General features: G+C 64.6%; 27 protein-coding genes. 11 read left to right on the plus strand and 16 right to left on the minus strand.

What is annotated here, in order from left to right; all coding sequences use genetic code 11:
- Nucleotides 1-144: 144 nt before the first annotated feature.
- From J2Z17_RS07930 to J2Z17_RS07940, 3 genes are all read left to right on the plus strand, one after another.
- Complete coding sequence (locus J2Z17_RS07930; RefSeq protein ID WP_209943797.1) at nt 145-669, plus strand: DUF1697 domain-containing protein; 525 nt, start codon at nt 145-147, stop codon at nt 667-669.
- Nucleotides 666-1,970 (plus strand): DUF2254 domain-containing protein, encoded by a 1,305-nt coding sequence (locus tag J2Z17_RS07935; RefSeq protein ID WP_209943798.1) that lies wholly within the window; start codon nt 666-668, stop codon nt 1,968-1,970. The genes J2Z17_RS07930 and J2Z17_RS07935 overlap by 4 nt, the downstream gene beginning before the upstream one ends.
- Nucleotides 1,971-2,085: 115 nt before the next feature.
- Complete coding sequence (locus J2Z17_RS07940; protein WP_209943799.1) at nt 2,086-2,388, plus strand: hypothetical protein; 303 nt, start codon at nt 2,086-2,088, stop codon at nt 2,386-2,388.
- A 75-nt stretch (nt 2,389-2,463) separates the two neighbouring features.
- On the opposite strand, the gene J2Z17_RS07945 is transcribed toward J2Z17_RS07940, so the two are convergent.
- On the minus strand, nt 2,464-3,207 hold the full coding sequence (locus tag J2Z17_RS07945; protein WP_209943800.1) for a cation efflux transmembrane domain-containing protein: 744 nt from the start codon (nt 3,205-3,207) through the stop codon (nt 2,464-2,466).
- Between the two features lie 152 nt (nt 3,208-3,359).
- Here J2Z17_RS07945 and J2Z17_RS07950 point away from each other — a divergent pair, with 152 nt between their 5' ends.
- Together J2Z17_RS07950 and pip are read left to right on the plus strand one after the other, a co-directional pair.
- Entirely contained in the window at nt 3,360-3,776 is a 417-nt protein-coding gene (locus J2Z17_RS07950; RefSeq protein WP_209944305.1) for a MerR family transcriptional regulator, read from the plus strand.
- Nucleotides 3,777-3,781: 5 nt separating this feature from the next.
- Nucleotides 3,782-4,723, plus strand: coding sequence for a prolyl aminopeptidase (gene pip / locus J2Z17_RS07955; protein WP_209944307.1), 942 nt, complete (start codon nt 3,782-3,784; stop codon nt 4,721-4,723).
- A gap of 6 nt (nt 4,724-4,729) precedes the next feature.
- On the opposite strand, the gene J2Z17_RS07960 is transcribed toward pip, so the two are convergent.
- Together J2Z17_RS07960 and J2Z17_RS07965 are read right to left on the minus strand one after the other, a co-directional pair.
- Nucleotides 4,730-5,083 carry an HVO_A0114 family putative DNA-binding protein gene (locus J2Z17_RS07960; RefSeq protein ID WP_209943801.1) on the minus strand — a complete coding sequence of 118 codons (354 nt, stop codon included), beginning with the start codon at nt 5,081-5,083 and terminating at the stop codon, nt 4,730-4,732.
- Nucleotides 5,064-5,363 (minus strand): toxin-antitoxin system TumE family protein, encoded by a 300-nt coding sequence (locus J2Z17_RS07965; protein ID WP_209943802.1) that lies wholly within the window; start codon nt 5,361-5,363, stop codon nt 5,064-5,066. Before J2Z17_RS07965 ends, J2Z17_RS07960 begins: the two co-directional genes overlap by 20 nt.
- Before the next feature lie 262 nt (nt 5,364-5,625).
- On the opposite strand from J2Z17_RS07965, the gene J2Z17_RS07970 reads away from it, so the two are divergent.
- A complete protein-coding gene (locus J2Z17_RS07970; protein ID WP_209943803.1) occupies nt 5,626-6,114 on the plus strand; it encodes a GNAT family N-acetyltransferase in 489 nt (162 codons plus the stop codon).
- 53 nt (nt 6,115-6,167) lie between these two features.
- Nucleotides 6,168-6,734: a DJ-1/PfpI family protein gene (locus J2Z17_RS07975; protein WP_209943804.1), complete on the plus strand. Its 567-nt coding sequence runs from the start codon at nt 6,168-6,170 to the stop codon at nt 6,732-6,734.
- Between the two features lie 25 nt (nt 6,735-6,759).
- Here J2Z17_RS07975 and J2Z17_RS07980 read toward each other — a convergent pair whose 3' ends face one another.
- The 6 genes from J2Z17_RS07980 to J2Z17_RS08005 form a co-directional block, all read right to left on the minus strand.
- Complete coding sequence (locus tag J2Z17_RS07980) at nt 6,760-6,984, minus strand: hypothetical protein (RefSeq protein ID WP_209943805.1); 225 nt, start codon at nt 6,982-6,984, stop codon at nt 6,760-6,762.
- Between the two features lie 328 nt (nt 6,985-7,312).
- On the minus strand, nt 7,313-7,735 hold the full coding sequence (locus J2Z17_RS07985; protein WP_209944309.1) for a VOC family protein: 423 nt from the start codon (nt 7,733-7,735) through the stop codon (nt 7,313-7,315).
- Nucleotides 7,736-7,910: 175 nt separating this feature from the next.
- The gene (locus tag J2Z17_RS07990) at nt 7,911-8,330 is read right to left on the minus strand and encodes a nuclear transport factor 2 family protein (RefSeq protein ID WP_209943806.1); all 420 of its coding nucleotides are present in this window, start codon (nt 8,328-8,330) and stop codon (nt 7,911-7,913) included.
- Nucleotides 8,331-8,363: 33 nt separating this feature from the next.
- Complete coding sequence (locus tag J2Z17_RS07995; protein ID WP_209943807.1) at nt 8,364-9,281, minus strand: c-type cytochrome; 918 nt, start codon at nt 9,279-9,281, stop codon at nt 8,364-8,366.
- A gap of 98 nt (nt 9,282-9,379) precedes the next feature.
- Nucleotides 9,380-9,823: a c-type cytochrome gene (locus tag J2Z17_RS08000; RefSeq protein ID WP_209943808.1), complete on the minus strand. Its 444-nt coding sequence runs from the start codon at nt 9,821-9,823 to the stop codon at nt 9,380-9,382.
- Nucleotides 9,824-9,978: 155 nt separating this feature from the next.
- On the minus strand, nt 9,979-10,617 hold the full coding sequence (locus tag J2Z17_RS08005) for a LysE family translocator (RefSeq protein WP_209943809.1): 639 nt from the start codon (nt 10,615-10,617) through the stop codon (nt 9,979-9,981).
- 122 nt (nt 10,618-10,739) lie between these two features.
- Between J2Z17_RS08005 and J2Z17_RS08010 the strand changes: the two genes are divergently transcribed.
- Entirely contained in the window at nt 10,740-11,453 is a 714-nt protein-coding gene (locus J2Z17_RS08010; RefSeq protein ID WP_209943810.1) for a helix-turn-helix transcriptional regulator, read from the plus strand.
- Here the strand turns inward: J2Z17_RS08010 and J2Z17_RS08015 are convergent.
- The gene (locus J2Z17_RS08015) at nt 11,443-12,291 is read right to left on the minus strand and encodes a metallophosphoesterase (RefSeq protein ID WP_209943811.1); all 849 of its coding nucleotides are present in this window, start codon (nt 12,289-12,291) and stop codon (nt 11,443-11,445) included. The genes J2Z17_RS08010 and J2Z17_RS08015 overlap by 11 nt on opposite strands.
- A 271-nt stretch (nt 12,292-12,562) precedes the next feature.
- Between J2Z17_RS08015 and J2Z17_RS25380 the strand changes: the two genes are divergently transcribed.
- Nucleotides 12,563-13,381: a CPBP family intramembrane glutamic endopeptidase gene (locus J2Z17_RS25380; RefSeq protein WP_209943812.1), complete on the plus strand. Its 819-nt coding sequence runs from the start codon at nt 12,563-12,565 to the stop codon at nt 13,379-13,381.
- Between the two features lie 313 nt (nt 13,382-13,694).
- On the opposite strand, the gene J2Z17_RS08025 is transcribed toward J2Z17_RS25380, so the two are convergent.
- The 4 genes from J2Z17_RS08025 to J2Z17_RS08040 all read right to left on the minus strand — a co-directional run bounded on the left by J2Z17_RS08025 (nt 13,695) and on the right by J2Z17_RS08040 (nt 17,016).
- Nucleotides 13,695-14,387, minus strand: a complete 693-nt coding sequence (locus tag J2Z17_RS08025; protein ID WP_209943813.1) for a type 1 glutamine amidotransferase domain-containing protein — start codon at nt 14,385-14,387, stop codon at nt 13,695-13,697.
- 272 nt (nt 14,388-14,659) lie between these two features.
- Nucleotides 14,660-15,262 (minus strand): TetR/AcrR family transcriptional regulator, encoded by a 603-nt coding sequence (locus J2Z17_RS08030; protein ID WP_209943814.1) that lies wholly within the window; start codon nt 15,260-15,262, stop codon nt 14,660-14,662.
- A 92-nt stretch (nt 15,263-15,354) separates the two neighbouring features.
- Nucleotides 15,355-16,242 (minus strand): DMT family transporter, encoded by an 888-nt coding sequence (locus J2Z17_RS08035; protein WP_209943815.1) that lies wholly within the window; start codon nt 16,240-16,242, stop codon nt 15,355-15,357.
- 171 nt (nt 16,243-16,413) lie between these two features.
- On the minus strand, nt 16,414-17,016 hold the full coding sequence (locus J2Z17_RS08040; RefSeq protein WP_209943816.1) for a superoxide dismutase: 603 nt from the start codon (nt 17,014-17,016) through the stop codon (nt 16,414-16,416).
- Between the two features lie 198 nt (nt 17,017-17,214).
- Here J2Z17_RS08040 and J2Z17_RS08045 point away from each other — a divergent pair, with 198 nt between their 5' ends.
- Nucleotides 17,215-17,544 carry a hypothetical protein gene (locus J2Z17_RS08045; protein ID WP_209943817.1) on the plus strand — a complete coding sequence of 110 codons (330 nt, stop codon included), beginning with the start codon at nt 17,215-17,217 and terminating at the stop codon, nt 17,542-17,544.
- Nucleotides 17,545-17,574: 30 nt separating this feature from the next.
- Here J2Z17_RS08045 and J2Z17_RS08050 read toward each other — a convergent pair whose 3' ends face one another.
- Nucleotides 17,575-17,892, minus strand: a complete 318-nt coding sequence (locus J2Z17_RS08050) for a YkgJ family cysteine cluster protein (protein WP_209943818.1) — start codon at nt 17,890-17,892, stop codon at nt 17,575-17,577.
- Nucleotides 17,889-19,070, minus strand: coding sequence for an MFS transporter (locus tag J2Z17_RS08055; RefSeq protein ID WP_209943819.1), 1,182 nt, complete (start codon nt 19,068-19,070; stop codon nt 17,889-17,891). Before J2Z17_RS08055 ends, J2Z17_RS08050 begins: the two co-directional genes overlap by 4 nt.
- Before the next feature lie 637 nt (nt 19,071-19,707).
- Between J2Z17_RS08055 and cyoA the strand changes: the two genes are divergently transcribed.
- Nucleotides 19,708-20,814, plus strand: a complete 1,107-nt coding sequence (gene cyoA / locus J2Z17_RS08060) for a ubiquinol oxidase subunit II (RefSeq protein ID WP_209943820.1) — start codon at nt 19,708-19,710, stop codon at nt 20,812-20,814.
- The last annotated feature ends 3 nt before the right edge of the window (nt 20,815-20,817 follow it).

Below are 20,817 nucleotides of genomic sequence, written 5' to 3' on the forward strand. Positions count from 1 at the left end.
CGACGCCGGGCACGCCGGGGTCGGCGGCCTGCCAGAAAGGCCTGCCGTCGGCTGAACCAAACCGTTGACTTGACGAGGACTGCGACCGCGTCCCGCGTTCTGACGTGGTGCGACAGCAGCTTCGACCGCGTAACAGGAGTATCCATGACCGTTCACGTCGCCCTGATCCGGGCTCTCAATGTCGGTGGCACGGCAAAGATGCCGATGACCATGCTGAAGGCGATTGCGACGGATATCGGCCTGAAGGACGTGACGACCTACATCCAGTCGGGTAATCTGGTGTTTCGTGACAGGGGCAAGCCGGACGAGATCGCCGCCATGCTGAGCACCGCGCTCGGCCTGGTGCTCGGCAGTCCGCCGGAGGTCTTCATCCGCAGCACACAGGAACTGGAGAGTATCATCGCCGACAATCCGTTCGACAGGTACGAGCCGTCCAAGGTTCTCGTCAGCTTCTTTCCCCGCCGGCTGCCCGACAATGCGCTCGATGGCGCCAGCGCCCCCGATGGCGAGGAGACGGTGCTGCACGGCCGCGAGATCTATGTGCACTTCCCCGGCGGGTCGGGCACCTCGCGGCTGAAACTGCCGGTGCTGAAGCGCGGTACGGCGCGCAATATCAACACGATTGCCAAACTCGCCGAGATGGCCCGCACGCTTGAGGACCATGCATGAGCCGTCACTGGTGGCTGGCCCTGCAGGTGGCGCGTCGCCTGTGGTTTCGCGCGACACTTTATGCCGTGATCGCAGCAATCACCGCCGTGCTGGGCATCGCGCTCGGTCGCTTCATTCCAGACAGCCTGTCCGACGTGATCGGCACCAAGGCCGTCGACGCGATCCTGACGATCATCGCCTCGTCGATGCTGACGGTGACGACGTTCTCGCTGTCGACGCTGGTCTCGGCGACCTCGGCTGCCGCAACCAGCGGCACGCCCCGGGCGATCAGCCTGCTGTTGCAGGACCGCACGGCGCAATCGGCCCTTTCCACCTTTCTCGGCGCCTTCCTGTTTTCGCTGGTCGGCCTGATCGCCCTCAACACGGGCCTGTATGGTGGCGGCGGCCGGGTCGTGCTGTTTGCCGTGACGCTCGCGGTCGTGGCGCTGATCGTCGTCATGCTGTTGCGCTGGATCGACCATCTGGCCGGGCTCGGGCAGGTGAGCGAGACGATCCGGCGGGTCGCCGATGCCACCGAACCGCCGCTGACGGCGCTGGCCGGCCGGCCCTATCTCGGCGCCGTCGGCTGGGCGACGCCGCCCGATACGGCGACCGCCGTGCTCGCCGATGACGCCGGCTTCATCCGCCATCTCGATATTGCCCGCCTGCAGGCCATGGCCGAGGCGTTGGACCTCACCTTCTATGTCCGGGTCCGGCCGGGCGATTATTGCTGGCTTGGCCAGCCGATCGCCTATGTCGATGCGCCGAAGGGGCTCGGCGAACCGGACGAGGACAATCTCGGCGAGATCAAGCAGGTGTTCACCATCGGCCCGCAGCGCTCCTACGACCAGGACCCGTTGTTCGGCCTGACGGTGCTGTCGGAGATCGCCTCGCGGGCCTTGTCGCCGGGGATCAACGATCCCGGCACCGCAAACGACGTGACGGTGCAGGCGGCACGGCTGATGACGCGGCTGGGGCAGGCCTTTGTCGAGCGCCGCCGGCTGGAAATCGAAGGCGCGGAGGAAGCCGCCGACTTCAAGCGGGTGCATCTGATGCCGATCACCACGACCGAACTGATGGAAGCCGCCTATCTGCCGATCGCCCGCGATGGCGCCGGCATGATCGAGGTGGTCACCACCATGCTGCAGGCGCTGTATGGCCTGACGCAGGTGGGCGACGCGGAACTGGCCGATTGCGCCCGGCGCATGGGCGAGACGGTGACCGCCCGCGCCCGCGAGGGCCTGCCGCACGACATGGACCGCGAGCGGCTGGACGCCATTCTGGAAAAGCTCTCCGGGCCGGAACTGCACCCATTGCGATAGCTGCACCCCCCAGTCCACCGGGCCGTGATTTCGCAATCGCTAATTGAACGAAAGCCTCGCGCAAGCTTCAAAGCTTAACAAGCTGTTAACGAGACCATTGCAAACGAGGCCCGCCATGAGGATCGACAGCGGCCTGAACGGCTATTACTATCAAAGTCGCGTAAGCTATTCCAAGGACGATGCCGACGACGCGTCAGGCGAAGCCGCGACCACAGCACGGGCGCGCACGCAGGATCCGTCGGTCAGCAGCAGTTTCCTGTCCGCTTCGCTGTCCGGCGCGCTCTGGGCGCTCGAAGGCAGCAGCGAGACCGATGCCACCGGCAGCAGCACGATGCGCATGACCACCGACCAGCCCCGCTTCAACGAGGCCGAGCAGGTGGAAGCCTTCTATCTGGAATATGGCGACCCGCAGGCCTGAGACGCTCAGCGCCTGGTCGAATGATCCCGCAGACCATACCCTTCTTGCCCCGATCCAGGCAAAGCATGTTCGCGCTCAAGGCGCAGAATGGGCGCGCAGGCGTTGATGACCACCCGAGCAGGAGGCCTTGCCGGAGCCTGAGACAGGGCTCTGACACCCATCAACGCGGGTTGAAACCTCCACGCGGAACTGCGTCCGGCTTGCAGCACCGGCGCGCCACTCGCGCAGCGCATGCGACAGGATCTGCACGGAAGAGGTGAGAAACAGTCCGGCCATCACGCCGGCGACGAGCAGGTCCGGCCATGCGGTCGCCGTGCCCCAGACGCCGAGCGCCGCGATCATCACGATGACATTGCCGATCGCATCGTTGCGCGAGCAGAGCCAGACCGAACGGACATTGGCATCGCCGTCCTTGTAATTCATCAACAGCAGTACGCTCGCCAGGTTGGCGAGGAGCGCCAGAAAACCGATCGCCCCCATCACCGGCGCTTCCGGCGTGCTGGCGACGAAGACCCGCCAGACCGTCGATCCGAAGACGAAGAGGCCCATGGCAAAAAGGCTGAGCCCCTTGGCCGCCGCTGCCGCCGTGCGCAACCGAACCGCAGCGCCGATCACGGCAAGCGACAGGCCGTAGGTCACGGCATCGGCAAAGAAGTCGAGTGCATCCGCCTTCAGCGCCTGCGAACCGGCCAACTGCCCGGCCGTCATTTCCACGACAAACAGCGCGGCATTGAGCACGATGACCGCCCAGAGCCGCCGCCTGTAGCCGACCGACATGCCGTCGAAAGGGCCGTGATCCTGTCCGCAACACCCGCTCATTGGTCTTTTCCCTTCTTGCTTGAACCTTGGATGTCCTCCACTGTAATCTCTCCAGCGACTAGAGGTTCAAGCCCCGATTGAGCCTCGGGACATGAGACATGGGACTTGGGACATGGGATTTGGGACTTGGACATGAGAGGGAGATACACGTGATGCATTCGATCGGCGAACTGTCGCGGCGCACCGGCGTCAAGGTGCCGACCATCCGCTACTACGAGCAGATGGGCCTGATCGAGGCGGCGGAACGCACCGGAGGCAACCAGCGTCGCTACGAAAAGGGTGACCTGGAACGGCTGACCTTCATCCGCCATGCCCGCGATCTCGGCTTTCCGATCGAGGCAATCCGCGAGCTGATCTCGCTGTCGGGACATCCCGGCCGCCCCTGCGACCGCGCCGACACGATCGCCGCCGAACAGCTGGCGCAGGTGCGCGAAAAGATCGCCCGGCTGCAGAAGCTCGAAAGCGAATTGCAGCGCATCACCGGCCACTGCGACGGCGACCACGCGATCGAGGACTGCTATGTCATCCGTGCGCTGTCCGACCACGGGCTTTGCGAGAGCGAGCATTGAACCGCATGCAGGCGGGCTATCTGGATCGTCCCGGCGGGCACCGCATCCGTTACGCATGCGCCGGCGCGACAGACGGCCTGCCGGTCCTGCTGTTGCATGGCGGTCCGGGATCGGGAATATCGCGCTCTGCCGTGCGCCGCTTCGATCCGGAGCGCTGGCGGACCATCGCCTTCGACCAGCGCGGCTGCGGCCAAAGCACGCCCGGTGCAGGCGACCACGACAACGATCTCGCAGACAACACGACGGCGCACCTGATCGACGATATCGAGGCGCTGCGCTGCCAACTCGGGATCGCGCGCTGGGTGGTCTTCGGTGCGTCCTGGGGCGCGACGCTCGCGCTTGTCTATGCGCAGCGCCATCCGGCAACAACGCTCGGTCTGATCCTCGCGGGCGTGACGATGACACGGTGGAGCGAGATCGACTGGCTCTACAATGGCTTGCAGCGTTTCCTGCCGGAAGCATGGGCGCGTTTTGCCCAGGCCATCCCCGCGCCCCTGCGGCATCTGCATCCGGTCGATGCCTATCGCGCCCTTCTCAACGCCGACGATCCGGCCACGCGGCAGGCCGCTGCCGATGCCTGGCATGAATGGGAAGCGGGATCGATCTCGGCCGATCCGCGGATGGGCTGGCCCGAGCGGTGGAGAGACCCGGCCTACCGGCTCGCCCGAGCCCGCCTTTGCGCGCATTATTTCCATCACCGCGCCTGGCTTGCAGAGGATCAGCTGCTGCGCGACGCGCACAGACTGGACGGCATTCCGGGCTATCTTATCCAGGGCCGGCTCGACCTGCAGGCACCACCGGCAACAGCGCACGCGCTGGCAAGGGCATGGCCCGACAGCGAATGCGTGATGATCGACAATGCCGGGCATTCCACCGGCGATGCCGGCATGGCCGAGGCGGTTGCGCAGGCCGCAGGGCGCTTGTTGGAACGGTGGGACGGGGCCTGATCCTCGTCAGGCTGCCGCGTCGATGTCGAAGTCGAAATGCAGCCTGTCATAGGGGAAAACGATTCCGCCGCCGTCGGCCTTGTCGATGACGCCACTTTTCAAGAGCGTATCGACATCGGTATGGACACCCTTGAAATCCCGTCCGACGCGACGCGCCAGTTCGCGGATCGTCAACGGCCCTTGCCCGGCCATCACCTTCAGGATGTCCAGACGCTTGGGTGCCAGCACCCGGTGCATCGCGTCCCAGGACGGAAAGGCCAGAACGTGCGGGGACAGGGCTGCGCCATGTTCCGCTGCAGCCTTCCCCGCCGCCGAAAGGCTTTCGCCGAGAGTTTGGATCTTAACCTTCAGGGTTGTCATCGAGCCACTGCCTCACATCACGCCCGAAATCTTCGAGCAAACTGTCCATGCCGGAGAATGCATACGCCGTCTCTTGCGGGCCCCGGTGCCGATGGTCGCCCTTGCCGGCCTCATTGTCGTAGCGAAGGACGCAGATACCGCCTGCCACCAGCGCCAGGCTGTATTTGAACCCGTGAGTGCTGCCACGCAAAGGCACGGGAACACGCCAGATCAGGATCTCCGCGAAAACGTCGTCACGCAGGACGTTCCGCGTTCGTTGAACCAGTATCGCCTTCGCCATCACCAGCTCCGCAATATTGATGTAATTTATGCCATCACTACAGCCTTCGCAAGCCGCCATCCTACCGCTTGACAAGATGGAAAATCCGGAGCATCAATCCCGCCATGATCGACGCACGCGCACTCATCTCCTGCACGTATTTTTGGGCCTACCGGTAACAGGCGGCCCGACAGATCGAACTTGTCAACAGGCCGCCGTCAGGCGGCCTTGTTGTTTCAGAACCAAGCTCCCCTGACGGCAAACGGAAAAAAAGGGAAGCGACATGACCGAAGATACCGATATCACCCTGCCCCGAGCCCCCGTCGTCGTGATCCGCACGGCGCGGCCCGGCGATCTTGGTGAACTGGCAGCGATGATCGCCGAGCTGGCCCGCCATCACGGCGACCCCTCCGCCATGACCGCCGAGACGCTGGAGCGCGACCTGTTCGGCCCGATGCCGTGGATCAAGGCGCTGGTTGCCGACGACGGCGACGAACTGATCGGCTACGCCATTCTCACGCCGCTCTACCGCGCCCAGGAAGGCAAGCGCGGCATGGACCTGCACCACCTCTTCGTCAAGGACGGCCAGCGCGGCAACGGTATCGGCCAGCATCTGGTCAACCGCGCCCGGGACCTCGCCAAGATGGCCGGCTGCGACTATCTCTCGGTCAGCGCCGCCACCGGCAATTTCGCCGCCCATCGCTTCTACGAACACATGGATTTCGTGCCGCGGCCGGTAACCGGCATGCGCTATCACCAGCAACTGGCCTGAGCTCGGCCGCACTGCCCGACGCCGGCCGTCCCTTGCCGAACGGAGGATTTGTCATGCCGACCCTTGCGATTGCCCTGCACAACGATTTCGCCGACTGGGAACCGGCCCTGTTGATGGCCGCCGCCCGCGGCTATCTCGGCGCGAAGATCGTCACGGCAAGCCCGGATGGCGGACCGGTGACCTCGATGGGCGGCCTGAGCGTCACGCCGGATCTCGCCTATGCCGATCTCGATCCGGCAGCGTGTGATGCGCTGGTGATTCCTGGCGGACTGGCATGGGAAAAGGGCAATGCGCCCGATTTCGCCCCGCTCGTTCGCGCTTTCCGCGCAAACGGCAAGGTGGTCGCCGGCATCTGCGCGGCCGCCAGTGCCCTGGCCGGCAGCGGCGTGCTGGACGACGTCGCCCATACCGGCAATGCACTCGGATCGCACCAGCGCCAGCCCGGCTATCAGGGTGCCTCCCTTTACCGCGACCAGCCGCAGGCCGTTTCCGACAAGGGGATCGTCACCGCCTCCGGCAATGCGCCCCACAGTTTCGCCGTCGAGGTGCTGAAGGCCGTCGGCCTCTGGAGCGCGGAGGCGCAGGCCGAGATGGCCGGATTTTCCGCCGAGCACCGCTGACGGTTCTCGCCGTCAATTCGACCTATCAATGCTTCAGCGGCGGGTTTTCCGACCAGTTCTGCAAGGTCGCCTTGATGAACACCAGGGCTGCCTGGCGGGCCTGGTCGCGTTCGCGCGGATCGGCGATGCCCTTCAGCCGGAGATCGAAGGCGGCGACGGTGTCGACCACCCATCGGTGCAAGGCGGGGTCTGGGTGGCTGTCGAGCAGGGAGCGGATGGCATTTTCCATCCGCTTGCGCTGGGGACTCATGCGGGCACTCCGATCATTACAGTCCGGACTATGCGCAAGGCGGCTTTTGCGAGACTGATGCAACCGCGCGTGGAGAAAGGCCGGCGCCTGCGCCCGACGTCGTTGGGTGCGGCCGCCTCCCGCAAGCCCGCTTCACCCTGCCTCACATCTCCCCACAGCCGGGGCGGACGGCAGACGGCAGGCCTTGGCCGGCAACAACGGCCATACGCGCTGCAACAGAAAAATCGGGCGACGGCGGCCTCCTCAGGGTCCCGGCAGTCCGCGGATGCCGGGCCATGGATCGGTCGCCGCCAGCCGGACTGCTCACCCGTGATGGCTATGCCTTGCGCTACACCCCGAAGGTGACGTGGCCGTGCTCGTCGATCGTCCAGGCCGGGTTCCAGGCGATCTCCCAGGCATTGTCGTCGGGGTCGGTGACATAGCCGCGCATGCCGCCATGCGGCGGGGCGGCGGCGGGCTGGATGATCCGGCCGCCAGCGGCCACCAGCCGCTCCATCAGCGGCGCGACATCCTCGGCCTTGGCCACATTGTGCCCGAGCGCAAAGGCGCCGGAGGGATTGAATGCCGCGCGGCCGCTGTCTTCCAGCATCATGTCGTTGCGAAAGAGGCCGAGCACCATCCCGTTCATCTGGTAGAAATGGATGAATTCGTTTTCGAACACCGTCTCCCAGCCGAAACCTTCGGAGTAGAAGCGGTGCGAGCGCGCCATATCGGCGGTGCCGAGAGTGACAACGGAAATCTGCTGCTGGATCTTGGTCATTTGCTTGCATCCCAAACGTTTGCTGCCGCAGGCTGCGGCAGTTCCACGTCAGGGGACGGATGCTATCCGTCGGAACGCCTCGTGATTGCTGAGACGCGGGGGACTAACCAGGTACCGCCCTAACCGTTTTAGACACGACAATATGTAGAACGGCGCCTCCGGGAGGTCAAGACGGATCGCCGGGAGCCGCCTCGTCCGCCTGCAACAGCGGCGCCGGCGTGCCCTGATGGAACAGCATCAGCCAGCTGTCGCCGTCATAGCTCCAGATCGAACTTCGCAGCACCCGGCTCACCGCCTTGCCGGCGATCTGCCGCTCGGTCTGGTAGGTCAGAAGCACGGCATCCTTGGAGATCGGCGTCAGCTCGTAGTCGCTCGCCACCAGTTCGTCGTCCTCGGCGCGCGGCTCTTCGCCCACCAGTTCCTCGATCACGTCCTCGCGTTCATAGACCCGGCCCGAGCTGCCGATCTCGAAGAAGCCCTCGTCCAGAAGCACGTCTATGCTTTCCGCCACGCCACGCGTTTCCGGATCGAGCAAGATCTCTTCGAGAGACCGGATCTCGTCCAGCAAGTCCTGCCATTTCCCCATGTTATGCCGTCCCCTTCATGCCCCTGACTACCCTTACTCCACTGCCGGCACCGCCTTCAGATAGGCGGCAATCGCCTCGCGATCGGCGGCCGGCAGTTCGGCCAGATTCTTCTGTACCTCGACCATCGACCCGCCGACACTGTCGAAATCGGGGGTGAAACCGCTGGTCAGATATTCGACAATATCATCCTTGCTCCATTCGCCAACCGCCTTGGACCCCGGCGTGATGTTGGGGATCGTGCCCTCGCCTTCCGGATTGGGTCCGCCGGCCAGCCATTTGCCCGACTTGAAACCGCCAAGCGCATCGCGCGGCGTGTGGCATTCGCCGCAATGACCGGGACCCTCGACCAGATACTGGCCGCGCTTCACCTCGTCGTCGGCATCTTGCAGCGCCACGCGCGGGCCGGTGTCGAAATAGAGGAATTTCCAGCCACCGAGCGAGAGGCGGATATCGAAGGGGAATGGCAGATCGTGCGGCGGGGCATCGTTTGCGCTTGCCGGCAGCGTCTTCAGGAAGCCGTAGAGGTCGTTGATGTCGCCGGGCGTCATCCGGGCATAGGAGCCATAGGGAAAGGACGGATAGAGATGCTCGCCGTTGCGCCCGACGCCGCGGGTCATCGCATCGCCGAATTCGGCAAGGCTCCATTGGCCGATGCCGTGATCGGGGTCTGGCGAGATATTGGGCGGATAGAAGGTACCGAACGGACTTTTCAACGCCACGCCGCCGGTCAGCTCCAGGCGGGCGTCGCCCTCGGCCCCCTGTCTGGCATGACAGGAGCTGCAGCCGCCGGCAAAGAAGATGTCCCGGCCATGGGCGACATCGGGATCGCCCAGATTGGCCCAGTGGTCTGCCGGCTGCCGCTTCGGCGCCGTGACCACCAGAAAGCCCGCCGCACCGATAACGCCGATCGCGACCAGCAGGCCGAGGCCCTTTGCCAAGGTCGATACCATCCCTGCTCTCCCCACCTGCATGCCGTGTACCGCATGCCGCACATACGAAAAGACCGCCGGCAGTCGGTTCGACCGCCGGCGATCCGTCCCATCAGCCGTTACTTCTTCATCCGGTAGGATTCGTGGCAATCGCTGCAGACGGCGCCGAGCTTCTTCATCGTCGCGCCGACGGCGGCCGGATCGGCCGGCATGGCGGCAAGCTCGGCTTCCGCGACTTCGGCAAGCTCGGCTGCCTCATGCTTGAAGCCGTCCATGTCTTCCCAGATCTTCGGGCTGGCCTCGGTCTTCATGCCGGTCTCCGACCCCTCGGGGAACTGCTCGGGGAAGGCCTTGATCGTCTCGTCGATCGTCGTCAGCGACGCCTTGACCGTGTCGGCGCTATAGGCCTCCTCGCCCTTGGCGATCTTGGACAGCGCGCCCATGGCGCCGCCGATCTTCTTCATCATGGCCTGGCGCACGACCTGCGGCTCGTCGGCGGCATGGACGGCACCGATGCCGAGACAGAGCGCGGCTCCGACGGCGAGGACGAGTTTCATGTTCATTCTTCTGTCTCCCTGGGGCTGGCCACCGCGGCGGCGCGGTGAAGTGCGCAGCGATGATTGCAAGAAGCCGTGACCGTTTGAAGTCACAATGCGGTGAAACCCGCCCCCTGCGCCATTCCCTTGAAAGATATCGGCAAAACCTGCGCCGGCAGGGCTCAGGCATAGTGCAGGAAGCCCTCGCCGGCGGTGATCAGGGCCGCCAGGATCATGAAAATGCCGACACTGCGGCCGAGCCAGATCGTTGCCCGCGGGGCGCCGAGCAACATTTTGCGGGCACGCGACGCGGCAAGGGCGACGCCGCCGTAGAGACTGAACTGCACGCCGGCCGTGATCAGCCCGAGGACGACGCCCTGGGCGACAAAGGACCCGTATTCCAGCCGCAGGAACTGCGGATAGACGGCAATGACGAAGACATAGGCCTTGGGGTTCAGCAGGCAGGTGAGCATGGCGCGGCCGGCAATCTTCAGCGTCGATGTCCGCCCGGCGCCTTGCACCGTCTCGACGACGATCCGGCTGCGGATCAGCGTGTAGCCGATCCAGACCATGTAGGCGGCACCGGCGATCAGAAGCGGCAGGAACAGCGCCGGTGCGAAGGTGACGAGCAACGCCGTGCCGAGCGTGCCATAGAGCGTGTGCACCGCGCCGCCCGCGACAAGGCCGAGCGTTGCGGTCAATCCCGCCCGCGCACCACCCGTCAGGCCATTGGCCAGCACGAACAGCATGTCCATGCCGGGCACGGCGATGATGCCGGACACGAGAAGGAAGAAGAGCCAGAGACTATCGTCGTAATTCATGTCAGTATGCGCTTTCCAAAAATGCAAGGGAACCCTGGTTTGTGACGGAATTTCAATCCGTTGTTCCCTTCTCATAGCGAAACGCTCCTGACAGCGTTCTGTCAGTTGAAAGGCAGGCAAGAATGCGCAAGGCCTCCCGCCTGTTCGAGATCATCCAGATCCTGAAACTGTCGCGCCGGGCGGTGACGGCGGCCGAGATCGCCGCACGGCTGGAGGTGACGGTGCGGTCGATCTACCGCGACATCGCCGCCCTGCAGGCGATGCGGGTGCCGATCGAAGGCGAGCGCGGGCTCGGCTATATCCTGCGCCCCGGCTTCGACCTGCCGCCGCTGATGTTCGACCATGCCGAAGCCGACGCCATCCTGCTCGGCCTCAGGCTGCTGGAGCGGACCGGCGACATGGCCCTGAAGGACGCCGCCGGCCGGGTCGGCGACAAGATCGCCGCCGCCGTGCCGGAGCCCCTGCGAAAGAGCCTGATGTCGGCGCCGCTCTATGCCTGGGGTGGCGTTGCCACCGCGCCGCCTGGCGTCGACATGGGACTGATCCGCCAGGCGATCCGCGACGAGACGGTGCTGTCGCTCCGCTACGGCGACGAACAGGGCCGCGTCAGCGCGCGCGATATCAGGCCGATCGCGCTGATCTATTATTCCGACTGGATGACGCTGGTGGCGTGGTGCGATCTGCGGCAGGCAATCCGCAATTTCCGAACCGACCGCATCCTGGCCGTCATGCCGTCGGGTCAGCGGTTTCAAGGCGACGGCGAGCGGTTGCGCCAGCTCTGGGTCGCCGGATGGACGAACCAGCCGACCTCCCCCCTCGGCATCGTCAAAGCCTGAGGGTGCGGCTGACCTGGCGGCCGAAGCCCTCGATCTCGATGCGGTCGTCGCCGACGGTGACGATGGCAAAGGCGTTCTGCGTCTCGGTATCGACCATGCCATGCATGTTGAGGAAATGGGTGGTGCCCTTGCGGCCGTAATTGCCGCGATGGTCGTGGCCGCAGAAATACGCGATGGCGGCCGGCGAGCGGGCAATCACCGAGGCGACCTCGCCGGCGTTCCAGAGTGAATGGTCGGTCAGCGGAAACAGCGGATAATGGCCGAAGACGATGGCGCGTTCGCCTGCCCGTTCGGCGTCCGCCAGCGTCTCGGCGAGCCAGATGACCTGCTCGGCCGACATCGCCGCGTTCCAGTCCATCGCCTGCGGCGCGCCGCTGGCCCGCAGTTGCTCGAGCTGCCGGACCGCCGCGTCGTGGCGCGGCTCCCCCGGGTTGCTGGAAAACAGGGCAATCTCGGTGGTGTCGATGACGACGAAGCGGATTCCGCCGATCGCGCGGGAATAAAAGGGCGCGGGCATGCCGAGTGTGGCATGCACCGCGCCCTTCCGGTCCGCCTCGACCTGGAAGTCGTGATTGCCGGGAAGGACGATATGCGGGCAGGCAAGCTTCTCATACAGCGACAAGACCGGCGCCAGATGCACGAAGTCTCGGTCGATCAGGTCGCCGAGGGTGACGACGAAATCGACGCCTTCGGCGGCAAAGACGCCAACCGCCTCCGCGATCTTGCCAAGGCTTCGTCCATAGAAGCGGTCGTGCTCGCGCGAGGGCGGCACATCGGCGAATTGCGGATCGGCAATGACGCCGAAACGCAGCGGCGGGCGGGCAGGATAAACGGTCATCGTCAAGGATCGAGCTTCAAGGGGGGAGCATGGGCCGGGGGGTGGTCACTCTCATGCCGGTGGATAGAGCCTGTTGAAGACAATCATGTGACGGCACCGGTGGTTAACCCTCTCGTGACCTGACGCGTGCACACTCTCGACGGATGAAAAAACAACGCTATGTTCTGCCCGGCGGATCGGCCGGCACCCAGCATCCCCGGACCTATCGGCCACTCTGCGGCGATGCGCGTCCGGCACCGGTGTCGTCATGCGGCGTTTATAAGGAGTTGCGGTGAGAAAATTCGGCAAGTTACTGGCGGCATTCGTCATTCTGTTCCTGTGGGTGGTGGTGACCCTTCTCGCCGGCCTGTTGCAGCCGCAGCCGGCGGCCAATCAGGCGGTGCTGATCAGCGGCCAGATCGCGCTCGGCCTTGTCGCCGCCTCGATATTCCTGCTGATCGTGCTGCCGTTTCTCAAATGGGACCTGCTCGGTTTCAATGCGCCGCGCCCGCGCCGCTCGCTGCTGATTACCTGGGTGCCGCTCACCTATATCGTGCTGCTGCTCGGCGGCGCGATCTTCGGCGGCCTGCCGCCGGCCGGGACCATCGCCATCGTCTTTGCCAATTGCGTGCTGGTCGGCTTTTCCGAGGAGGCGATGTTTCGCGGCATCCTGTTTCGCGGGGCGCTCGGCTGCATGCGGCTCTGGCCGGCCCTGTTGTTCACCTCGGTGATCTTCGGCCTTATCCATACCCTGAACGTGTTTTCGACCGGCAATCTGGCCGTTGCCGTGCTGCAGGCCTGCGCCGCCTTCCTGAGCGGCATGCTCTATATCGCGATCCGCATCCGCACCCAGTCGATCTACCCGATGATGGTGATCCACATGCTCTGGGATTTCTCGCTGTTCATGGTGGCGCATGCCTCCGGGCCGATCGACCAGAAGATCGAGGTGACCTTCAGCGCGATCGCCGTGCCCGGCCTGATAGTGCTGCCGCTGTTTGCCTATGGCTTCTGGCTGCTGCGCGGTCTCGGTCGCGATTTCGGCTGGATGTCGGATGTGGTGAAGCGGGAAGAAGAGGCAAAGCTTGCCGCAGGATCGGCAACGCCGGTCTGAGCGTCGGCGTTGCCGGGGCAAGGGCAAGAGCAAGAGCAAGAGCAAGAGCAAGAGCAAGGAAGGGTAGCCTTTCGGGCTACCCTTCCCAACCGACTTTTGTCTCGAACAGGCCCCCCTCTGCCCTGCCGGGCATCTCGCCTAAAAGGGGCGAGACGGACGGCGGGGAGCGGGTGCTGGTCCGCCAGGCTGCTGGATCCTGCTCCAGAAGAGGTGCCAGGTGCAGCCGCGGCGCCTTTGTGACGGTTTCGGGCGGGATGCTTATGCTGTGCGGTTGCCTGCCCCCTCAGGTGAGGGAGCCAGGCGGGTCCGCGGCTTACGCGGCCTTGCGGGCGGCCAGCGCCTGCAGCAGGCGACGGGCGGCCTCGGCGGACGAGGCCGGGTTCTGGCCGGTGATCAGGTGGCCGTCTTCCACCACATAGACCCCCCAATCGGGACCGGCCGAATAGACGCCGCCATTCTGCTTCAGCACATCCTCGACCAGGAAGGGCACGATGTCGGTCAGGCCGACCGCCGCCTCTTCCGAATTGGCAAAGCCGGTAACCGTGCGGCCGGCCACAAGCGGCTTGCCGTCGGCCCCCTTCACATGCCTGAGCACGCCGGGCGCGTGGCAGACCAGCGCCAGCGGCGTTCCCTCCGCATGGGCTTTTTCGATCAGTGCGATCGACTGGCTGTCTTCGGCCAGATCCCACAGCGGGCCATGGCCGCCCGGATAGAAGACGGCGTCATAATCGGAGACCGAGACATCCGACAGCTTCACGGTGGCGGCGAGTGCGGCCGTCGCCTCGGCATCGGCCTCGAACCGGCGGGTCTCGTCGGTCTGGAAATCCGGCGCGTTGCTCTTCGGATCGAGCGGCGGCTGGCCGCCCTTGGGCGAGGCAAGCGTGATCGTCGCGCCGGCCTCGCGGAACACGTAATAGGGTGCCGCGAGCTCTTCCAACCAGAAGCCGGTCTTCTTGCCGGTGTTGCCGAGCGTGTCGTGCGAGGTGAGGACCATGAGAATGTTCATTGGGTGGTTCCTTTCAGGTGTTTTCGGTCTTGGCATTGCGGCAGCCGGATGGCTGCCGGACATGTCCGCCGTGACGGCGGACGGTGGGGTGAGGTTTTCTTGAGACGGTCCGATATTCCGGATCTAGTAGACCGGTCGTCTACAGAAATGCCGAAAAATCGGGTGTGCGGTGACGGGCCTTTCCTGTTGATGGGGCGATGTGGGTGCGGGTCAGGGCGTGGCCTGAGGACGCGGTGATGTCGGGACCTGCGATCGGACTAGCGGGCCAAGATCTAGGCTCCCACCTGCCCGAGGGCACGCTGCGTTGTTGCCATCGCGGCCTGCAGCGGGGCGTCGTTGCGGGTGATCTTCTGCAGCAGGCTGGCACCGAGCCAAGTCTGGTATAGCGTCTCGGCCAGGCGCGCCGGATCGTCTTCGACGACGAGAGATCCGTCGGCGGCCGCCGCGACAATTCCAAGCCTGATGCGCTCGATGATCCGCGCCGTGCCGGCCAACAGGACGCCGCGCATGCCCTCGGAGAGATCGGCCACCTCAGCGGCAAGCTTGACCACCAGGCATTTGCTGCGGGCGTCATGGGTGACCTGCGTTTCCAGCCAATGGCGCCAATAGGCCACCAGCCGCTCCCGGCCGGTCTGTCGCTCCGCGCCGAAGGTTTCGTCCATGGCCGCGAGATAATCGTCGAAATAGCGCCGCAGCAATTCCTCGCCAAACCCCTCCTTCGACTTGAAGTAATGGTAGAACGAGCCCTTCGGCACGCCGGCGGCGGTCAGCAGATCGTTGAGACCGACGGCGGTGAAGCCCCTGCCGCTCATCATTCCATGGGCGGTGTCGAGAATATGCTGGCGGATGTCGACGGTGTCGTTTGCGGCTTTCATGCCGACAGACATAGATCGGAATAGACCAGTCGTCTAGTGGCGATTGCGAAATAAATCCGGGACGGTTTCGGCGAGACGGCAAGGTGGACCGCTCAGCCGCTGATGCCGCCGGCCTTGGCCATCTGTCGCTCGCGCAGAATGATGAAGACTCCGCTTGCGATGATGATGGCGGCGCCGAGCCAGGTGGCATGGTCGGGCAGTTCACCCCAGACCAGAAAGCCGAGCACGGTTGCCCAGACGAGCGCGGTATAGTCCAGCGGTGCGACAACCGCGGCGGTGGCGAACCGGAATGCCTGGGTCATCATCGTCATGCCGGCCGTGCCGAACAGCGCGATGGCGACGAACAGCAGGAGATCCTCGGCGCGCAGGGATACCCAGACGAACGGCACGACGAAGGCGCTCAACAATGCGCTGGCCCCGGTCAGGTAGAGAAGCAGCGTCCACACGCTTTCCCGCCGGTCGACCAGCCGGGCGCTGATCAGCAGCAGCGCATAGAGAAGGGCCGTCGCGACCGACAGCAGCGAGGCCGGCTGGAAGGTCGCGGCACTCGGCCGGACGATCACCAGCACGCCGAGGAAGCCGACGATCACCGCCGTCCAGCGCCGCCAGCCGACATGCTCCTTCAACAGCAGCGCCGACAGCGCGGTGATGAACATCGGCGCGACGAAAGTGAGCGCGGTCGCCTCGGCAAGTCCCAGATAGCGCAGGCTGCTGAAGAACAGGATGGTCGCGCCGATCCAGATCAACCCGCGCAGCAGATGCACGGCCGGGCGATGCGAGCGCAGGGCGCCGGGCCCGCCGAGCATGCGGGCAATCGCAAGGGCAAAGGGCAGAGCGATAATGTTGCGCAGGAAGAGGATCTGCAGCGGCGCATAATGCGTCGTCAAGGTCTTGGCGATGGCATCATTGATGCAGAGGCAGGCAACGCCCGCCCCCATCAGCGTGATCCCGACCAGGTTCCGCCGGCCGCTGTCGGTCATGTCCGCGTGCAAGATCCGTCCGCCCCCATTCCATGTCGTCGGACAAGATGATCGAAGCCGCGACCGATCCGCAAGGGCAGATGCGGCGGATCGGGTTCTGCCGCACAAGGAAAAGCCCGGCACCTTGGCAGGCACCGGGCTTTTGTAAAGAAACGATGAGCGAAGCGCCGCTTACTTGGTGGCGGCTTCGTACATTTCCAGGACGTAATCCCAGTTGATCAGGCTGTCGACAAAGGCTTCCAGGTACTTCGGACGCGCATTGCGATAGTCGATGTAGTAGGAATGCTCCCAGACGTCGACGCCGAGGATCGGGGTCGCGCCGTGAACCAGCGGGTTTTCGCCGTTCGGGGTCTTCATGATTTCGAGCTTGCCATCCTTGACGGCAACCCAGGCCCAGCCCGAGCCGAACTGGCCGGCACCGGCAGCGGCGAAATCGGCCTTGAACTTGTCATAGCCGCCGAGGTCGGAGGCAAAGGCGCTTTCCAGCGCGCCCGGCAGCTTGGTGCCGCCGCCGTCCTTCTTCATCCACTTCCAGAAATGGATGTGGTTGTAATGCTGGGCGGCATTGTTGAACAGCGGCTGGTTGTTGCCATACGCCTTCTTCAGCACGTCCTCGACCGGGAGATCACCCATGCCGGCTTCGGCCGCAAGCTTGTTGCCCGTGGTCACGTAGGCATTGTGGTGCTTGTCGTGGTGGAACTCGAGCGTCTCGGCCGACATATAGGGGGCGAGAGCATCATAAGCGTAGGGCAGTTCGGGCAATTCGAAAGCCATGGTGTAATCTCCTTTCGGCAAACGGAATGGAAGAAATGTTGTCCGGAACATAGGTCCGGAACCTTGAGGAGGCAACCAGCACGGGGCCAAATTTGTTCCGTGCGGACATAAACTTATCCGGCCGCCGCCAAACCCCTGCCGCATCGGTGGGTCAGGGATTTTGAAAATCCGTTCAATAGGTTCGACCAGGAGCATGCCATGCGAAACCTTGCCCTTTCAGCCGTGATGCTGGCTCTCGGCGCGGCACCCGCCCTCGCCTCTTCCCAGGACGCCTGGGACGCGTTTCGTGCCGGTGTCGAAAAGGCCTGCCTCGGCGCCGCCGCAGACAGCCTGACGCAGCCGAAGATTGTCGTCGATCCGTTCGGCACCGACCATTACGGCATCGCGGTGATCACCGGCACGTCGCGCGATCCCACCGCCCAGCCGCTCAGCCTCGCCTGCGTCTACGACAAGGCGGCGCAGACGGCGGAGATCAGCCAGGGCTTCGAGGCGGACGCACTGCAGGTGACGATCCCCGACGGCAAATAGGCACGGCAAACAGGCCTTGGAATGCCAGGCTCAGCCGGTGCCCTGCCCGATGCCGAGCGCTGCGCGCGCCTCCATGCATTCGGGATCGCCCGGCTGGCACTCGCGGCAGACCAGCGGGCGCAGCGCGTAGATGGTGCAGGCGACATGTTCGCCGAGCTTGCCCGAAAGGGCTGCACAGCGCCCGCCCTCGAAGCGCATGCCACAGAGACCGGCGGCCACCAGGTTTTCCGGGATGGCGTCCAGCTCGGCATCGGTCTCCAGCGAAAAGCGCGGCCAGTCGCTGTCATAGGCGCAGCAGGCACCGCAGGCCTGGCAGTCGTAATCGACGGGCGCGAGATGTGTGCTCATTCGCCCCTCCCCTCGACGATGGCGGGGCGCCGCAGGGTGACGGCGAAGACCATGGCAAACAGCATCAGGATCGCGCCCATGGCGAGTGGCCAGGCAGTCAGCGACAGGTCGAGGATCCAGCCGGTCGCGCCCGAGCCGAGGCCGCTGCCAAGGGCATAGACCAGGCTGTAGGCGGCGCTGCCGGCGACCAGCAAGCCGCCACTGAAACGCTCGCCCAGCAGCGTGAGGGCGCAGGTATAAAGCGAGAAGCAACCGGCCCCGAGCACCGAGACCGTCAGCAGCAGCGCGATCTCCGAGCCGATCAACGGCAGGACCAGAAAGGCCAGCGCGCAGACCAGCGTTGCCATCAGCGCCACCACCGGCCGCGACACCGTGTCGAGCAGCCAGCCGACCAGAGGCTGGGTCAGCGCGGTGGGCAGTGCCACCATGGTGGCGACGAAGGCGACGAAGCTTTGCGAATAGCCGCGCTGCAGCAGGTAGACCGGCATGGTCGAGATCGCGGCGATGTCGGCAAAACCGAAGACCAGCACCATCAGCGCCAGGACCGGCGCCAGCCGAATAAAGGCGACGATACCGCCGGGCGCCGATGCCACGGGCTTGCTGCGGGAGAAGCGTCCGAGAAGCGCCGAGGCGAAGGCGACCAGCGCCACATAGACGGCCGTCAGGGCAAAGGCGAAGCCGTTTTCGGTCCCGAGAAACGGAATGGCGAGCGGCCCGGCGGCAAAGCCGGCACAAAGGCTCGCGCCGTAGATGCCGGACACCCGGCCCCGCAGGCGGTCGGGACAGGCGCTGTTCAGCCAGGCCTCGCTGACGGTGAAGATGATGCCGACGGAACAGCCGAGCACGAACCGCGCCACAAACCAGACCGAAAGGCTGTCGAACAGGGCGAAGGTCGAAAGCGCGAAGGAGACCCCGAGCAACGCTGCGACGATCAGCCAGTCGCCGCGCAGAAGGCTCATCAGCCGGCCGAGCATCAGCGTCGAGACCGCCAGCCCCGCGGCATAGCAGGCGGCATTCAGGCCCGCCAGGCTGGAGGACAGGCCACGGCTGTCGAACAGCATGGCGATCAGCGGATAGGTCAGCCCCTGGGCGACCGCAAACGCCGTCACGCCGACGATGACGATCGCAATCGCGGCCCAGTCGGGCACGGCATCCTCGGGAAGGGCAACGGCGCGCAAGATCACTCTCCAGTATTCGGGCCACGATCCGGGCCGGCATTCGGGGAACAGGAATCACTGTCCCCGGTCAGGGGCATCTGTCCAGGCGGCATCGACGCCGCCGACATCTCCCGGCTCTAGCCCAAGCAGACCGGGCTGTCGATAAGGCAGAATCAAAGAGGGGGCGGGATGGCTGGGCAAACGGGTGCCGGGAACGGTCGACTAACCATATGCGAGCATGGCGACAGCCGTCTCGCGCCATGGGTGCTGCATTGCAATATGCGCATAGCTGCAATGCAGCGATTTGATGCGGATCATTGTGTCGCAGTCAAGGCAGATAAACGGCTGCCGCAATCCTTGACGATCGTCTGCTTTGCCCATGTTTTCCGGGGCTTGCGGCCGGCGCGACAGAGCTGTTGGCGCCCCCATTCCTCTCTGTCGTGACGATTTGCCACACATTTTCCCCCTAGCGTTTCGGGCAAAAAAAGCGCTGAAAAGCCCCACGAAGACGACGCCCTCAAGCGTCTTCCTTTCACCGATGCCATGCGGCCGGGTCTTCCCAACCCGGGTTTCGCCCTGACATCGTCCGTTGAACCTTCGGTCTGCCAACCCGTTTCAAGGGGGCAAGCGGATCGAAACTGTATGGCATGAAGACACCATGTTCTCTTTCAGGAATTTGCGCCTGGCGCTGGTCCTCGGCGCCGCATCGCTGACGTCAGGCTGCCAGTATGTGCTGCTCGAACCGTCGGGCTGGGTCGCTGGCCAGCAGCGCGACCTGCTGATCTGGTCGACGCTTCTGATGCTGATCATCATCATTCCGGTGATCGCGATGTCGCTCTATATCCCCTATCGCTACCGCTCCACCCGCAAGGCCGGTACCGCCGAATACGATCCCTCCTTCGATCATTCGACGATCCTCGAAGTCTTCATCTGGGGCGTCCCGGTGCTGATCATCCTGGCGCTCGGCTGGCTGACCTATATCTACACCCACTCGCTCGACCCCTATAAGCCGCTCACCCAGGTCGAGGGCAAGCCGTTCAAGGTCGAAGCCGTGGCGATGGACTGGAAGTGGCTGTTCATCTATCCGGAGCTCAACATCGCCTCGGTCAACGAACTGGCGATCCCGGCCAACCGCCCGATCGAATTCGACATCTCGGCAACCTCGATGATGAACGCGTTCTCGATCCCGGCGCTCGGCGGCATGATCTATGCGATGCCGGCGATGGAAACCAAACTGCATCTGGTCGCCGACCACACCGGCGAGTTCTACGGCCGCTCGGCCAACTATTCGGGCCCCGGCTATTCGGACATGCACTTCCAGACCTACGCCATGAACGAGGCGGATTTCGCAGCCTGGGCCGACAAGGTCCGCGCGAAGGGCGAGGAACTGTCGCGTGACCGCTATATCGAACTCGACAAGCCGTCGATCGCAGCACCGGTCTCCTACTACAATGCCGTGATGCCGAACCTGTTCTCGCGGATCGTCGGGCTGTGCGTTGCCGAAGGCAAGGTCTGCGTCGACCAGATGATGATGCAGGACATGAACGGCGGCGGCGGCCTGAAGGGCACCGACACCAAGAAACTCTACGAATACGACAACAACCGCACGCAAGACGGTCACGGCAACCTGATCGCCACCGGAGACAAGGCCAGCGAGCCCGAGCGCATCTCGATGCTCAACCAGCTGCTTGCCACCGATCTTTGCAGCTTCACTCCGAAGGACGTGGCGCTGAACGCCGCCGCGGCCCCGGTGTCGACACAGTAAGGC

It is taken from the genome of Heterorhizobium halophytocola (assembly GCF_017873095.1).
Taxonomy (GTDB): Bacteria; Pseudomonadota; Alphaproteobacteria; order Rhizobiales; family Rhizobiaceae; genus Allorhizobium; species Allorhizobium halophytocola.

Coding starts and splice junctions, on each gene's coding strand:
- cyoA (WP_209943820.1), top strand. CDS start 19,708: ATGTTCTCTTTCAGGAATTTGCGCCTGGCGCTGGTCCTCGGCGCCGCA.
- J2Z17_RS07930 (WP_209943797.1), top strand. CDS start 145: ATGACCGTTCACGTCGCCCTGATCCGGGCTCTCAATGTCGGTGGCACG.
- J2Z17_RS08010 (WP_209943810.1), top strand. CDS start 10,740: ATGCGCAAGGCCTCCCGCCTGTTCGAGATCATCCAGATCCTGAAACTG.
- J2Z17_RS08025 (WP_209943813.1), bottom strand. CDS start 14,387: ATGAACATTCTCATGGTCCTCACCTCGCACGACACGCTCGGCAACACC.
- J2Z17_RS07940 (WP_209943799.1), top strand. CDS start 2,086: ATGAGGATCGACAGCGGCCTGAACGGCTATTACTATCAAAGTCGCGTA.
- J2Z17_RS07980 (WP_209943805.1), bottom strand. CDS start 6,984: ATGAGTCCCCAGCGCAAGCGGATGGAAAATGCCATCCGCTCCCTGCTC.
- J2Z17_RS07960 (WP_209943801.1), bottom strand. CDS start 5,083: ATGACAACCCTGAAGGTTAAGATCCAAACTCTCGGCGAAAGCCTTTCG.
- J2Z17_RS08000 (WP_209943808.1), bottom strand. CDS start 9,823: ATGAACATGAAACTCGTCCTCGCCGTCGGAGCCGCGCTCTGTCTCGGC.
- J2Z17_RS07990 (WP_209943806.1), bottom strand. CDS start 8,330: ATGGGGAAATGGCAGGACTTGCTGGACGAGATCCGGTCTCTCGAAGAG.
- J2Z17_RS07945 (WP_209943800.1), bottom strand. CDS start 3,207: ATGAGCGGGTGTTGCGGACAGGATCACGGCCCTTTCGACGGCATGTCG.
- J2Z17_RS08030 (WP_209943814.1), bottom strand. CDS start 15,262: ATGAAAGCCGCAAACGACACCGTCGACATCCGCCAGCATATTCTCGAC.
- J2Z17_RS07965 (WP_209943802.1), bottom strand. CDS start 5,363: ATGGCGAAGGCGATACTGGTTCAACGAACGCGGAACGTCCTGCGTGAC.
- pip (WP_209944307.1), top strand. CDS start 3,782: ATGCAGGCGGGCTATCTGGATCGTCCCGGCGGGCACCGCATCCGTTAC.
- J2Z17_RS07970 (WP_209943803.1), top strand. CDS start 5,626: ATGACCGAAGATACCGATATCACCCTGCCCCGAGCCCCCGTCGTCGTG.
- J2Z17_RS07975 (WP_209943804.1), top strand. CDS start 6,168: ATGCCGACCCTTGCGATTGCCCTGCACAACGATTTCGCCGACTGGGAA.
- J2Z17_RS07950 (WP_209944305.1), top strand. CDS start 3,360: ATGCATTCGATCGGCGAACTGTCGCGGCGCACCGGCGTCAAGGTGCCG.
- J2Z17_RS07935 (WP_209943798.1), top strand. CDS start 666: ATGAGCCGTCACTGGTGGCTGGCCCTGCAGGTGGCGCGTCGCCTGTGG.
- J2Z17_RS08015 (WP_209943811.1), bottom strand. CDS start 12,291: ATGACCGTTTATCCTGCCCGCCCGCCGCTGCGTTTCGGCGTCATTGCC.
- J2Z17_RS07995 (WP_209943807.1), bottom strand. CDS start 9,281: ATGGTATCGACCTTGGCAAAGGGCCTCGGCCTGCTGGTCGCGATCGGC.
- J2Z17_RS08040 (WP_209943816.1), bottom strand. CDS start 17,016: ATGGCTTTCGAATTGCCCGAACTGCCCTACGCTTATGATGCTCTCGCC.
- J2Z17_RS08050 (WP_209943818.1), bottom strand. CDS start 17,892: ATGAGCACACATCTCGCGCCCGTCGATTACGACTGCCAGGCCTGCGGT.
- J2Z17_RS08045 (WP_209943817.1), top strand. CDS start 17,215: ATGCGAAACCTTGCCCTTTCAGCCGTGATGCTGGCTCTCGGCGCGGCA.
- J2Z17_RS08035 (WP_209943815.1), bottom strand. CDS start 16,242: ATGACCGACAGCGGCCGGCGGAACCTGGTCGGGATCACGCTGATGGGG.
- J2Z17_RS08005 (WP_209943809.1), bottom strand. CDS start 10,617: ATGAATTACGACGATAGTCTCTGGCTCTTCTTCCTTCTCGTGTCCGGC.